This is a genomic window from Faecalicatena sp. Marseille-Q4148 (assembly GCA_018228665.1).
Classification (GTDB): Bacteria; Bacillota; Clostridia; order Lachnospirales; family Lachnospiraceae; genus UBA9414.
Genome location: CP073692.1, coordinates 1,382,081 through 1,397,084, shown reverse-complemented (window position 1 = coordinate 1,397,084; position 15,004 = coordinate 1,382,081). Strand labels below are relative to the sequence as shown.

The 15,004-nt window shown below is 43.8% G+C and carries 11 protein-coding genes and 2 tRNA genes; all 13 read left to right on the top strand.

Features of this window, described 5'->3' with window-relative positions; genetic code table 11:
* Window positions 1–3: 3 nt before the first annotated feature.
* Complete coding sequence (secD, locus tag KFE17_06605; protein ID QUO33388.1) at window positions 4–2,262, top strand: protein translocase subunit SecD; 2,259 nt, start codon at window positions 4–6, stop codon at window positions 2,260–2,262.
* 58 nt (window positions 2,263–2,320) lie between these two features.
* A complete protein-coding gene (recJ, locus tag KFE17_06600; protein QUO33387.1) occupies window positions 2,321–4,048 on the top strand; it encodes a single-stranded-DNA-specific exonuclease RecJ in 1,728 nt (575 codons plus the stop codon).
* 99 nt (window positions 4,049–4,147) lie between these two features.
* Window positions 4,148–6,454: a bifunctional (p)ppGpp synthetase/guanosine-3',5'-bis(diphosphate) 3'-pyrophosphohydrolase gene (locus tag KFE17_06595; GenBank protein ID QUO33386.1), complete on the top strand. Its 2,307-nt coding sequence runs from the start codon at window positions 4,148–4,150 to the stop codon at window positions 6,452–6,454.
* A gap of 9 nt (window positions 6,455–6,463) precedes the next feature.
* The gene (locus KFE17_06590) at window positions 6,464–7,087 is read left to right on the top strand and encodes an MBL fold metallo-hydrolase (GenBank protein QUO33385.1); all 624 of its coding nucleotides are present in this window, start codon (window positions 6,464–6,466) and stop codon (window positions 7,085–7,087) included.
* Between the two features lie 80 nt (window positions 7,088–7,167).
* Entirely contained in the window at window positions 7,168–8,604 is a 1,437-nt protein-coding gene (gene hemZ, locus KFE17_06585) for a coproporphyrinogen dehydrogenase HemZ (protein QUO33384.1), read from the top strand.
* A complete protein-coding gene (gene hisS, locus KFE17_06580) occupies window positions 8,595–9,845 on the top strand; it encodes a histidine--tRNA ligase (protein ID QUO33383.1) in 1,251 nt (416 codons plus the stop codon). Before hemZ ends, hisS begins: the two co-directional genes overlap by 10 nt.
* Window positions 9,846–9,867: 22 nt before the next feature.
* Window positions 9,868–10,506, top strand: coding sequence for a lactate utilization protein (locus KFE17_06575; GenBank protein QUO33652.1), 639 nt, complete (start codon window positions 9,868–9,870; stop codon window positions 10,504–10,506).
* A 118-nt stretch (window positions 10,507–10,624) separates the two neighbouring features.
* Window positions 10,625–10,696, top strand: a tRNA-Gly gene (locus tag KFE17_06570).
* 67 nt (window positions 10,697–10,763) lie between these two features.
* Window positions 10,764–10,835 (top strand) — tRNA-Gly (locus KFE17_06565).
* A 291-nt stretch (window positions 10,836–11,126) separates the two neighbouring features.
* Entirely contained in the window at window positions 11,127–11,681 is a 555-nt protein-coding gene (locus KFE17_06560) for a folate family ECF transporter S component (GenBank protein QUO33382.1), read from the top strand.
* A 21-nt stretch (window positions 11,682–11,702) separates the two neighbouring features.
* Window positions 11,703–12,551 carry a thymidylate synthase gene (gene thyA, locus KFE17_06555; protein QUO33381.1) on the top strand — a complete coding sequence of 283 codons (849 nt, stop codon included), beginning with the start codon at window positions 11,703–11,705 and terminating at the stop codon, window positions 12,549–12,551.
* Window positions 12,552–12,563: 12 nt separating this feature from the next.
* Window positions 12,564–13,052 carry a dihydrofolate reductase gene (locus KFE17_06550; GenBank protein QUO33380.1) on the top strand — a complete coding sequence of 163 codons (489 nt, stop codon included), beginning with the start codon at window positions 12,564–12,566 and terminating at the stop codon, window positions 13,050–13,052.
* A gap of 230 nt (window positions 13,053–13,282) precedes the next feature.
* Entirely contained in the window at window positions 13,283–15,001 is a 1,719-nt protein-coding gene (ilvB, locus tag KFE17_06545) for a biosynthetic-type acetolactate synthase large subunit (GenBank protein QUO33379.1), read from the top strand.
* Window positions 15,002–15,004 lie beyond the last annotated feature (3 nt).

Here is a 15,004-nt window from a genome sequence, read left to right as displayed (position 1 = left end):
GTGATGAAGAAGAATAAAGGCATAGGCGTCCTGATTGCAACGGCAGCAGTAATTGCGCTTCTTGCATTTACAACGATTGTCGGATTCGGACCGAAGAAAACAGGTGCGGCAGAGCACATTAAGCTTGGACTTGATCTTGCCGGCGGTGTCAGTATCACCTACCAGGCACAAGGAGATAAGATTACACAGGAAGCAATGGACGATACCATCTATAAGCTTCAGAAGCGTGTAGATCAATATAGTACAGAGGCAACTGTTTATCAGGAAGGCGATGACCGGATCAATATTGAAATTCCGGGTGTGTCTGATGCCAATAAAGTATTAACAGAACTTGGAAAACCAGGCTCACTCTATTTTATTGCCCACAAAGATGCAGAGGGCAATGAGAACTATACATTAGATACTGCAACGGGAGAGTATAAGCTGACGAAAGAGCTCAGTGAACTCCAGGAGAATGGCGGAATTGTACTGAATGGTACAGATGTAAGTTCTGCAAAGGCCGGACAGTATGAAGATCAGCAGTCAGGTGCGACACAGTATGTGGTAGAACTGACTTTGACAAAAGAAGGTACAACAAAATTTGCGAAAGCAACAAAAACAGCTTTCGAAGCCGGAAGAGATACGATTGGTATTTATTATGATGATGCATTTGTCAGTGTGCCGAGCGTAAATGGTGAAATTTCCGGAGGAACAGCAGAAATCACCGGTATGGCAAGCTTTGAAGAGGCAGAAAATCTTGCTTCCACAATCCGTATCGGAGGACTTCAGTTAGAACTTCATGAACTCCGTTCCAATGTTGTCGGCGCACAGCTCGGAGAAGAAGCGGTATCGACAAGTTTAAAAGCCGGTGCGATCGGACTTGCGATTGTCATTATTTTTATGTGTATTGTATACCTGATTCCGGGACTTGCTTCCGGACTTGCACTTCTGATCTATACAGGATTGACGCTGGTTGTGTTAAACGCATTTGATATTACGCTGACACTTCCGGGAATTGCAGGTATTATCCTGTCTATCGGTATGGCGGTAGATGCCAATGTCATTATCTTTGCCCGGGTGCGGGAAGAACTGGCAGCAGGAAGAACTGTCCGTACAGCGTTAAAGACCGGATTTGAGAAAGCGCTCTCTGCGATTATCGACGGTAATGTGACAACGCTGATCGCAGCTCTTGTGTTAGGACTGAAGGGAACCGGAAGTGTAAAGGGATTTGCACAGACATTGGCACTTGGTATCGTGCTTTCGATGTTCACAGCAATCTTTGTGACGAAATTTATTGTGAACGCTCTGTATGCTGTTGGATTCCGCGATGTGAAATTCTACAATCCGAAGAGTGGAAAAGGAAGTATTGACTTCCTTGCCAAGAAGAAGTATTTCTTTGCATTTTCTATTGCCATTATGGTGATTGGGTTCGGAATCATGGGATTCAATGCAAGTCAGGGAAAAGGTGCGTTTAATTACAGCCTTGATTTCAAGGGAGGAACTTCTACAAATGTGACATTTGATAAGGAATACACATTGAAAGAAGTCGATGCGGAAATTATTCCGGTCATTGAAAAGATTACAGGCGATAAGAATGTACAGCAGCAGATTGTAAAGGGAACAACGCAAGTGATCTTTAAAACGCAGACGCTGGATCTGGAGACAAGAGAAGAACTTTCCAAAGCGCTCGTAGAGCAGTTTGGCGCCAAAGAAGATCAAATTACAACGGAAAATATCAGTTCAACGGTTAGTAAGGAGATGCGTGCCGATGCGGTTGTTGCAGTTGTGATCGCAGCGATCTGTATGCTTCTTTATATCTGGTTCCGATTCAGTGATATCCGTTTCGCTACAAGTGCAGTTACAGCGCTGCTTCATGACGTGCTTGTTGTCATTGCATTCTACGGTGTGGCAAGAATTTCTGTCGGAACGACCTTTATTGCATGTATGCTGACGATTGTCGGATATTCAATCAATGCAACGATTGTTATTTTTGACCGTATCCGTGAGGAGTTAAAGACAATCCATGGAGTAAAGACAAAAGAGAAGATTCAGGAAGTGGTCAACCGCAGTATTACAAGAACGCTGACGAGAAGTATTTATACTTCCCTGACAACTTTTATTATGGTAGCAGTACTTTATGTTATGGGTGTAAGCTCTATTAAAGAATTTGCGCTTCCGCTTATGGTAGGAATTGTCTGGGGTGCATATTCTTCTGTATGTATTACAGGTTCACTGTGGTATCTTATGAAGACAAAAATTGGTAAAAATAAAATAGCAGAATAAAATACAGGAGGGTGTTCCGGAAGGCGGAACGCCCTTTTTGGATAAATGGGGCATTTGTATGGAGAAATGGTTTATTTTAAGAAAAGGAGCAGATTTTCAGAAAATCGGAAAAAAATTCGGAATCAGTCCGCGACTTGCCTGTCTGATACGAAATCGCGATGTGATATCCGAAGAGGAAATTCATAATTATCTGTATGGAACGATCGCAGATCTTCTCGACGGAATGTTGATGAAAGATATGGATGTTGCGGTTGAAATTCTTTGCGAGAAGATACGCGGAGGTGATGCGATACGAATTATTGGCGATTATGATATTGATGGAGTAAATGCAACCTATATTTTATCAGAAGCAATCAGAAGGCTTGGCGGAAATGTAGATACGGATATTCCCGATCGGATGAAAGATGGATATGGATTGAACCGGGATCTGATCGATCGGGCATTGGAAGCAGAAATCGATACCATTGTGACGTGTGATAATGGAATTGCAGCGGCATCGGAAATTGCCTATGCAAAGGAGATGGGACTGACAGTTATTGTGACAGACCACCATGAAATTCCATTTGAGGAGACGGAGGAAGGGCGTAAATATCATCTGCCGCCGGCAGATGCGGTGGTAGATCCAAAGCAGGAAGGGTGTCCTTATCCGTTTAAAGGGCTTTGCGGTGCAGCGGTGGCCTATAAGCTTATGGAGGCAGTATACAATGTGATGGCAGGCGATGCAGATGAAATTGATGATCTCATGGAAAATGTGGCAATTGCTACGGTAGGAGATGTGATGGATCTTGTTGGCGAAAATCGTATTTTTGTGAAGCAGGGATTGGAAATGCTCCGACGGACAAAAAATCATGGATTAAAAGCTTTGATGGAAGTAACGGGTGTAGATCCGGAAACAGTCGGAACGTATCATATTGGGTTTGTCATTGGGCCATGTATTAATGCGGGAGGACGTCTGGATACTGCGAAAAGAGCATTGCGGCTTCTGGAAGCTTCCGACAAGCGGGATGCAGATATTCTGGCAGGAGAGTTGAAGGCTTTAAATGATAACCGGAAAGATATGACAGAAAAAGCAGTAGAACTGGCGGCGGCTCAGGCAGAAGAATTGTATCCGGAAGACCGGGTGCTTGTATTGTATCTTCCGGACTGCCATGAAAGTCTGGCGGGGATTGTAGCCGGAAGAATCCGGGAGCGGTACCATAAACCGGTGTTTGTTTTAACGAAGGCTGAGGAGGGAATCAAAGGCTCCGGACGTTCCATCGAAACGTATCATATGTATGAGGAAATGAACCGCTGCAGTGAATTATTTACAAAGTTCGGCGGACATAAACTGGCGGCAGGAGTTTCTATGCCGGAAGAGAATCTGGAGAAATTCCGCAGCAGGTTAAATCATCTCTGCCGACTGACAGAGGAAGATCTGATTGAAAAAGTAAGTATTGATATGCAGATGCCTTTGGGAGCAGTAACAGAATCTTTTGTAAATGAGATAGAATTATTGGCGCCTTTCGGAAAAGGAAACCGAAAACCTCTGTTTGTGGAGAAAAACCTGGAAATTCTGGAAGCAAGGATACTGGGCAAAAATAAAAATGTTTTGAAAATGTATGTGAGAGATAGTGCAGGGACATGCCTGGAAGCAATGTATTTTGGAGATGTTGAAGCATTTTATACCTATGTGGAATCTGTGTATGGGACAGTAGAAGGAGCCAGGATGGCATTTACCTATTATCCGGGGATCAATGAGTACAGAGGACAGAAAAAAATGCAGATTGTTGTCCAAAATTATCGATAATTACTGTGATTATAAAGGAATAATTTGAATATTGCAGGGAAGAGTGGTATAATAAAATACACGTTTTTTATTTGTACGAAGGAATGGGAGGGAAGAGAGATGGAAGAAGAAAGCAAGAAGATTGAGAATCCGGCATTAAAGATTGTAGATGGACACGCAGTCAAAGACCCGAAAGATTATCAGGATCCGGATGAACTTTATGATGTTCTGATCAAAAGGATCCGGAAATACCATCCGTCAGCAGACCTCACAATCGTACAGAAAGCCTATCAGCTTGCAAAGGATGCCCACGAAGGACAGTTTCGAAAGTCAGGGGAAGCATATATCATTCATCCGCTCTGGGTAGGAATTATTCTTGCCAATCTGGAATTGGATAAAGAGACGATTGTTGCAGGAATTCTGCATGATGTTGTAGAAGATACAGTAATGACATCGGAAGAGATTGCAGCACAGTTTGGAGAGGAAGTTGCGCTTCTTGTAGAAGGTGTTACGAAGATCGGTCAGCTGTCATACTCAAAGGATAAAGATAAGCTTGAGATGCAGGCAGAGACGCTGCGTAAGATGTTTCTTGCCATGTCGAAAGATATCCGTGTTATTTTGATCAAGCTTGCAGACCGTCTTCATAATATGAGAACAGCGCAATTCTGGCCGCCGGCGAAACAGAAGGAGAAGGCACAGGAAACAATGGACATCTATGCACCGTTGGCACAGCGGCTTGGTATTTCCAAGATTAAGACAGAACTTGATGATCTGGCGCTCAGATATTCAGAACCGGAAGTATATTTTGATCTTGTCAGACAGATTAATGCAAGAAAGACGGAGCGGGAAGAATTTGTAGGTCAGATTGTGGATGAAGTTTCCAATCATATGGCCAACGCAGGGATTCGGGCAGATGTGAAGGGAAGAGTAAAGCATTTCTTCAGCATTTACCGAAAGATGGTCAATCAGGATAAGACAGTAGATCAGATTTATGATTTATTTGCTGTGCGTATTATTGTAGATTCCGTAAAGGACTGCTATGCAGCTCTTGGTGTGATCCATGAGATGTATACACCGGTCCCGGGCAGATTTAAAGATTATATTGCAATGCCGAAGGCGAACATGTATCAGTCGCTCCATACGACGCTTATGAGTTCTGTCGGACAGCCGTTTGAGATTCAGATCCGGACAGAAGAGATGCATAAGACGGCAGAATACGGAATCGCGGCTCACTGGAAATATAAAGAATCTAATGACGGGAAGAAGAACATCCGGGTACAGGAAGAAGAGAAATTAAGCTGGCTTAGACAGATTCTTGAGTGGCAGCAGAATACAGATAACAGAGAATTTTTGAGTCTGCTCAAGGGAGATCTGAATCTGTTTACAGAAGAGGTATACTGCTTTACACCGAATGGAGATGTGAAGCACCTTCCGAATGGTTCCACACCGATTGATTTCGCCTATAGTATTCACAGCGCTGTCGGTAATAAGATGGTCGGTGCCAGAGTGAACGGGAAATTAGTTCCGATTGAATATAAGCTCCAGAACGGTGACCGCATTGAGATCCTGACATCTCAGAACTCCAAAGGTCCAAGCCGTGACTGGCTGAATATCGTCCGAAGTACACAGGCGAAGAACAAGATCAATCAGTGGTTTAAGAAAGAATTCAAAGAAGAGAATGTTACCAGAGGCAAGGAGATGCTTTATGCATACTGTAAGTCCAAAGGAATTACGCTTTCAGATCTTTTGAAACAGAAATATGAACAGGTTGTGCAGCAGAAATACGGTTTTCGTGACTGGGATTCCGTATTGGCGGCAATTGGTCATGGCGGCTTGAAAGAAGGTCAGGTTGTAAATCGGCTTGTAGAAGAGTATACGAAGGACCATAAAGAAGCTATCACAGATGAGACGATTCTTGAACGTGTTTCGGAGGCGGCTAAGAACAAAGTACATGTCACGAAGTCCAAGAGCGGAATTGTTGTGAAAGGAATTGACGATATTGCAGTACGTTTTTCAAGATGCTGCAATCCGGTACCCGGAGATGAGATTGTTGGTTTCGTTACACGCGGACGCGGACTTACGATTCACCGGACAGACTGTGTGAATGTGCTGCATCTGACAGAAGCTGAACGGGCAAGACTGATCGATGCTGAATGGGAGAATGAAGGCAGCGCCGGCGGTGAGGGAACGTATCTGGCTCAGGTCAAGATGTATGCAGCAGATAAGCCGGGTGTCTTAATGGAGATTTCCAAAGTCTTTACAGAGATGAAGATTGATGTGAAGACGATGAATGTTCGAACGAACAAACAGGGCATCGGAACAATTGAGATGGGCTTTGTCGTGCATGGCAGGGAAGAACTGACGAGAGTGACAGAGAAGCTAAGACAGCTTCCGGAGATTATGGATATAGAACGTACAGCGGGGTAAGAGCAAATTATGAAAATAGAGATTTTTTCAGCAGGAATTTTGGGAACGAATTGTTACTTTGTGATAAATGAAGAGACAAAAGAGACTGTGATCGTAGATCCGGGCGGATATAATAAGAAGATGAAAGCGTATCTGGAGCAGGAAGCATTAAAGCCGGTGGCGGTTCTTCTGACACATGGACATTTTGACCATATGATGGGAGTTCCGGGGCTGCGTGAGGACTATGAGATGCCGGTATATATTTATGATTCTGAGGAGTGCATCGTGGATGATCCGAAAAAGAACCTGTCGGCAACTTATACGAATGGACTGACACTCGATCATCTTGAAACAGTACGGGATGGACAGGTATTAGCACTTGCCGGATTTCGTTTCCGTGTAATCTACACACCGGGACATACGGCGGATGGCTGCTGTTACTATATGGAACAGGAGAATATGCTTTTCAGCGGAGACACACTGTTTCAGGCATCGGTTGGAAGAAGTGATCTTCCAACAGGAAGCGAAAGTACATTGATCCGTTCCATCAAAGAACGGCTTCTTGTACTTCCGGAAGAAGTGAAGGTATTTCCGGGGCATATGGGAGCAACGACCATTGGAGATGAGAAGAAACAAAATCCATATATTGTATAGCAATATGAGCAGACAGAGGATGCTTCGGCAAGACGAGGCATCCTCCAAATTTTGTTTCCGGCAAATAACAGGAGGAAACCATGATCAAATTAATTTTTCAGAATGAAATATATCCGTATGATGTATATCATTTGACAAAAGCATTTTTTCCGGGCGAAGAAATTGTGCAGGAAATCTGTCCGGAAGCGGAGCTGTTGATAAAAGCAGAGAGAAATGGAGAAAAACTTTTGGAAATTTCCCATGCAAGTGTGGAAAACATCCCGGAACGAAAGGAAAAGAAGTATTTTGTAAATAAATTTGTTTACGAAACATATGAGAAACTGACAGGAAAAGGACTTGCCTGGGGAATCCTTACCGGAATTCGTCCGACGAAGATTATGATGGGAGCCCTGGAAGAAGGACGAAAAGAAAAAGAAATCTTAGAGGAGATGCAGACGCATTACCTAATGACTGAGGAGAAGGCGCGACTGGGTTTGGAAATTGCAAAGCGCGAGAAAATGCTTCTGGAAAAGCTGGATTATGAGAATGGATACAGCTTGTATGTGGGGATTCCTTTTTGCCCTACAACATGCATTTACTGTTCATTTACTTCCTATCCGCTTGCTTCCTGGAAGAATTATGTGGAAGAGTATCTGACAGCATTGTTTAAAGAAATCTCCGCGGTAGGATTGCATATGCAGGGAAAGAAATTAAATACAATCTACATTGGCGGAGGGACTCCGACAACATTGAGTGCAGAGCAGCTCGACCGCCTGCTGAGCCATTTGGAAGCGACCTTTTCCTATGAGTTTTTGCTGGAATTTACCGTGGAGGCAGGTCGTCCGGACAGTATTACGAGGGAGAAACTGGAAGTGCTTCGAAAACATCGGATTTCCCGTATTTCAATTAATCCTCAGACGATGCAGCAGAAGACACTGGATCTGATCGGGAGACGACATACGGTAGACGATATCATACAGGTATACCGGATGGCGCGGGAACTGGGATTTGATAATATTAATATGGATCTGATCGCAGGACTTCCGGGAGAGACACCGGAGGATATGGAAGATACATTAAAGGCAATCTGTCGTCTGGATCCGGACAATCTTACCGTACATTCTCTTGCGGTAAAGCGGGCGTCAAAACTTCGTCAGATGGAAGAATTCCGGAGAACAGCTGAAGAAGAGGAAAAGATGGCGAAGGATCTGTCCGGCATGATTGAATTGTCTTATGAATATGCAGAGAAGATGGGGATGACGCCTTATTATCTGTACCGTCAGAAAAATATCGCAGGAAATTTTGAAAATGTTGGCTATGCGAAGGTTGACAAAGCGGGAATATACAATATACTTATTATGGAAGAGAAACAGACAATCGTTGCCTGCGGGGCGGGCGCCAGCACAAAGGCGGTGTGGCCGGAAGCTTCCGGGAACGGATGTCGGATTGAACGTGCAGAGAATGTAAAAGATCTGAAAGAATACATTGCACGAATAGACGAAATGATAGACAGAAAAGGAGAATTATTATGGCATTAAAGAAAAAACCGGTAACTGGTATGAAGGACATGCTTCCGAGAGAAATGGAGATCAGAGACTATGTCATTCATATGATCAAAGAAACTTACAAAAGTTTCGGCTTCTCTTCAATGGAAACTCCTTGTGTAGAACATATTGATAACCTGCTCAGTAAACAGGGTGGAGAAAATGAAAAACTGATTTTCAAGATTTTGAAACGCGGCGAGAAATTGAAACTTGCGGAAGCCAAGACAGAGGCAGATCTTGTAGACGGAGGACTTCGTTATGATCTGACACTTCCGCTTTCCAGATATTATTCCAACAATGCCAATGAGCTGCCTTCTCCGTTTAAGGCACTTCAGATGGGAAATGTATGGCGTGCAGACAGACCTCAGAGAGGACGTTTCCGCCAGTTTATGCAATGCGATATTGACATCCTCGGCGAGGCTGGAAATATTGCAGAGATCGAACTTATCCTTGCTACGACAACATTGCTTGGAAAGCTTGATTTTAAAAACTTTACGATCCGGATTAATGACAGAAGAATGTTAAAAGCAATGGCAGCTTACAGCGGATTTGCAGAAGCAGATTATGATAATGTATTTATCATTTTAGACAAGATGGATAAGATCGGACTGGAGGGAGTGGCATCAGAGCTGGAAGCTTCCGGGTATGCGAAGGAATCCATCGATAAATATCTGGAGTTGTTTGAGCTGATTACGACAGATGTGGAAGGCGTTCGTTTCTGTAAAGAGAAGCTGGAAGGATATCTGGACGCAGAAGTGGCAGACAGTCTGGAGAAGATTATTACAAGTGTATTGGAAGTAAAATCAGCAGATTTTGCGATCAAATTTGATCCAACGCTTGTGCGTGGGATGTCTTACTATACAGGTACGATTTTTGAGATTGCGATGGATGAATTCGGGGGTTCTGTTGGCGGCGGCGGACGATACGATGAGATGATCGGCAAATTTACCGGACAGAATACGCCGGCATGTGGATTTTCCATTGGATTTGAGAGAATTGTCATGCTGCTTCTTGAACGAGGATACGAAGTACCGCATCAGGAAGAAAAGAAAGCTTACCTGTTAGAGAAAGGGCTTCCGCAGAGTGAATTTATCAACATTATGAAGACAGCATGTGATGAGCGTGCCGCTGGTAAGCAGGTCACAGTCCTGAATATGAAGAAAAATAAAAAATTCCAGAAAGAACAGCTGGCGGAAATGGGTTATACAAACATTGTAGAATGTTTTAAAAACTAATTTTTACAGGAGGTGCAGTATGATGAATGAAGCTAAAAAAATCGCATATGTAAAGCAGGCAGAAGGAATTATCAAAGGACTTGCAAAACGTAATATGGAAGGCTTCTACTGTGCAACAAAAGAAGAGGCGGTAGAGAAAGTAAAGGAACTGGTGGAAAAAGGAGCTTCTGTGACTTGGGGAGGCTCTGTGACGCTTTCTGAGAGCGGTGTGATGGACCTTTTGAAAAATGGAGACTATGATGTGCTTGACCGGTCAACAGCGAAGACACCGGAAGAGCAGAGAGCATTTTATCAGAAGTCTGTTGGAGCAGATTATTTCTTTATGAGTACAAATGCAATTACATTGGACGGAGAGCTTGTCAATATTGACGGCAACGGCAATCGGGTAGCATGTCTGATCCATGGACCGAAATATGTAATTGTAATTGCAGGTGTGAATAAGATTGTGCCGGATATTGAAAGTGCAGTTCCACGAATCCGCAATGTATCCAGTCCTGCCAATGCAGCAAGACTTCATCCGAATACACCTTGTGAAATGACAGGAATGTGCGGTGACTGCCAGTCTCCGGGCTGCATGTGTTGTGAGATTGTTGTGACAAGACGGTCAAGACATGAGGGAAGAATTAAAGTCATTCTCGTAGGAGAAGAATTGGGATTCTAAAGATATGGTTGTGCAGGCAATCACAAAAAAATAAAAAAAGTTAAAAAAAGTGTTGACATCTGTGGTTGCCTGTAATATAATATCAATTGTTCAAGCGGTGCTGAACAAAACAAAAGATGCACGAGTGGCTCAGTGGTGGAGTATCGCCTTGCCAAGGCGAGGGTCGCGGGTTCGAATCCCGTCTCGTGCTTTCCTGAAAAGGAAGCAGATTTCCTCTTTCAGCAATTTTAAATTTCATAGTAGAATCAATAAGATATGCACGAGTGGCTCAGTGGTGGAGTATCGCCTTGCCAAGGCGAGGGTCGCGGGTTCGAATCCCGTCTCGTGCTTTTTTTGTACCCATTTTTAGGAAAAAGGCAGGTTGCTATCCTGCCAAAATTGTGTTACACTTGTGGTTGTACAGGTAACTGTTGCCTGTATAGACAATTAAGCAAGAGCAGAGTAGAGATGAGCGCGTTAAGTGTCAGACGGACGGGGAGTTGCCGGCTGAACGAAAAGTATTTATACTTGCGGTGCACATTTCGCATCCCGCTGCTACACATAGAGAGGGAGCCTGAAGTTCCCGGGAAGGTATACCTGCTATGCGTAGCTTTCGGACTACTGCAAAGGAGGTATTTTTTATGAGAAAATTAAAAGAACAGTTTGTAAACTCCTGGTGTGAACTAAAGCATGTGAATTGTATTGCGATTACGGCAATGCTGATTGCGGTCGGGGTAATTCTCGGTTATTTTTCTGTTCAGGTAACAGATTTTCTGAGAATCGGCTTTTCAGGATTGGCCAATGAACTGGCTGCATTTATGTTTGGACCTGTCGTAGGCGGGCTCATGGGAGGCGTTGGAGACATCCTTAAATATATTATGAAGCCGACCGGAGCATTTTTCTTTGGGTGGACGTTGAATGCGATTCTCGGACCGGTGATCTACGGAATCATGCTCTATCATCGCCCGATCAATTTGAAACGGATTTTTGCAGCGAAGATTCTTGTAGCGGTGCTCGTTAATCTGCTGCTTGGAACGCTGTGGCTGTCCGTCATGTATGGAAAAGCATTTTTTGTATTGCTTCCGGCAAGAGCGGTAAAACAACTCGTATCTGTGCCGGTAGATGCACTGCTTCTATATGTAGTTTTGCAGATGCTGTCTAAAGCAAAAGTATTTGCGCTGGTTCATTCCAGATAGGAGAAATGAGGAGGAAGAGACATGAGTTATGCAGATCAGGTGTTTATTAAAATGTGCCGTGATATTATCGATCACGGGTGCAGTACAGAAGGAGAAAAAGTGCGCCCGCATTGGGAAGACGGAACGCCGGCGTATACGGTAAAGCAATTTGGAGTTGTGAACCGCTATGATCTGTCGAAAGAATTTCCGGCGCTGACACTTCGCAAAACCGGGATTAAGAGCTGTACGGATGAGCTTTTATGGATCTGGCAGAAGAAATCGAATAATATTCATGATCTGGGACCGCGTATCTGGGACAGTTGGGCAGACGAAGATGGTTCTATCGGTAAGGCATACGGATATCAGCTTGGGGTAAAGCATCAGTATCGTGAAGGAATGATGGATCAGGTTGACCGGGTGATCTATGATCTGAAGAATCATCCGTACAGCCGACGAATTATGACGAATATATATGTACACCAGGATCTGCATGAGATGAATCTGTATCCATGTGCATACAGTATGACATTTAATGTGACGAAGAAGGCAGGAAGCGATCGTCTGATATTAAATGCAATTTTAAACCAGCGTTCTCAGGATGTACTGGCAGCTAATAACTGGAATGTTTGTCAATATGCTGTTCTTGTACATATGCTGGCGCAGGTTTGCGATATGAATGTGGGTGAGTTTGTGCATGTGATTGCAGATGCACATATTTATGACCGCCATATCCCGCTTGTGGAGGAATTGATTACAAGAGAGACGCATCCTGCACCGAAGTTCTGGCTGAATCCGGAGATAAAAGATTTTTATCAGTTTACGAAAGACGATGTACGCCTGGATGAGTATGTGGCCGGACCGCAGATTAAAAATATTCCAATTGCAGTTTAGGAGGAGAAAGACATGAATCTGATTGTTGCTGTAGATAAAAACTGGGCGATTGGCTTATCCAATAAGCTTCTCGTAAGTATACCGGCAGATATGAAGTTTTTCCGGGAGACGACGAGCGGAAAAGTCGTTGCGATGGGAAGAAAGACACTGGAAAGTTTTCCGGGGGGACAGCCGCTGAAAAACCGAACCAATATCATTCTGACAAAAGATCAAAATTACAAAGTAAAGGACGCTGTAGTTGTAGGAACATTGGAAGAGATGATAGAAGAGCTGAAGAAATATCCATCGGAAGATATTTATGTAATCGGTGGGGAAAGTGTTTACCGTCAGTTGCTCCCGTACTGTGATACAGCTTATGTAACGAAGATCGACCATGTCTATGAGGCTGATACATTTTTCCCAAACCTGGACGAAATGAAAGACTGGAAGATGACAGGAGTTACAGAGGAGCAGACGTACTTCGATTTGGAATATGTTTTTGCTAAATATGAGCGAGTATAGAAATACAATAGAATTGATATAATTTAATCTGAGAGTTGGTTAAATACGCTGTGTTGACATTGATGTAATGTAATCATATAATGTTTTTATTGAAGAAATTCCGCAATGGCTGCGGAATTCATGAATGACACGGGAGCGTATTAGAAGTTCCGTTATCTGGAAGAGAATGAGCACCCCGGCAGTTTTGTCCGGGGTGTTTTTTTATCAGAGGCAATAGAGGAGGAAAGCGGATGAAGAAAATATCAGGGAATAAATTACTTGTAAAAGCATTAAAAGAAGAAGGAGTTGAGGTATTATTTGGATATCCGGGCGCCTGCACAATAGATATTTGTGACGAATTGTGGAAACAGGATCATACGCGAGTAATTCTTCCGCGGCATGAACAGGCGCTTGTGCATGAGGCAGATGCGTATGCACGCATAACCGGAAAAGTTGGTGTCTGCCTTGTGACAAGTGGTCCGGGAGCAACGAATCTTGTGACAGGAATTGCCACTGCCAATTATGACAGCGTTCCGCTTGTATGTTTTACCGGCCAGGTTCCGGTGAATCTGATCGGCAATGATGCGTTTCAAGAAGTGGATATCATCGGAATCACACGAACAATCTGTAAATATGGAATTACTGTGAAACGAAGAGAAGATTTGGGAAGAATTGTGAAGGAAGCATTTTATATTGCCCGGACAGGGCGGCCGGGTCCGGTAGTGGTAGATCTTCCGAAAGATGTCATGGCAGAACTTGGAAGTTCGGAATATCCAAAGGAAGTATCGATTCGTGGATATAAGCCAAATCCACCGGTACATATTGGTCAGTTAAAACGAGGGATCAAGATGCTTCACAAAGCAGAGCGGCCGCTGTTTCTGGCGGGCGGCGGTGTGAATATTTCCAGAGCCAACGAAGCATTTCGGCAATTAGTGGAGAAGACAGGAATTCCGGTTGTGACAACGATTATGGGAAAGGGAGCAATTCCGTCAGACCATCCGCTATATATCGGCAATCTTGGAATGCACGGTACCTATGCGGCAAATATGGCGGTAGGGGCCTGTGATCTTCTGTTTTCTATCGGCACACGCTTTAATGACCGGATTACCGGAAAACTGCATGAATTTGCTACAAATGCACAGATTGTTCATATTGATATTGATACGGCATCTATTTCCAGAAATATTCAGGTAGATATTCCGATCGTTGCAGATGCGAAAGAAGCGATTGAGAAAATGCTCGCATATGTGGAAAACTGCGAAAAGAAAGATTGGATCGCCCAGATCAGAGACTGGAAAGAAGCGTATCCGCTCCAGATGAAAAAGAGAAACGGTATGAGTCCTCAGAAAATCATTGAAACTGCAGATGAAGTTTTTGATGATATGATCGCTGTGACGGATGTTGGACAGCATCAGATGTGGGTAACGCAGTTTCTTCGTCTCAATGAAAAACGTCGTTTGCTGACTTCAGGCGGTCTTGGAACAATGGGATATGGTCTGCCTGGCGCTATCGGTGCAAAGATCGCATGTCCGGATGTGCCGGTAGTTATGTTTTCCGGAGATGGAGGCATGCAGATGAATATTCAGGAACTGGCGACAGCTGCAGCACAGGAACTGCCACTTGTTTTATGCGTGTTTAATAACAGTTTTCTTGGGATGGTGCGTCAATGGCAGAAATTATTTTATGGGAAGCGGTATTCGATGACTTGTTTGAAGTATCGGAGAAGTTGTGACGGTCAATGCGGGAACTGCGAATGTCCTCCATACCTTCCGGATTTTGTGAAACTGGCAGAGAGTTATGGGGCCTGCGGAATCCGGGTTACAAAAGAGGAAGAAATCCGGGATGCGTTTCTGCAGGCAAAGGAAAATATGAAAACACCGACAGTGATAGAGTTTATTATTGACAGTGAAGAAATGGTATATCCGATGTTAAAGCCGGGCGGTACATTGGAAGAAATGCTGATGAGTTAGGAG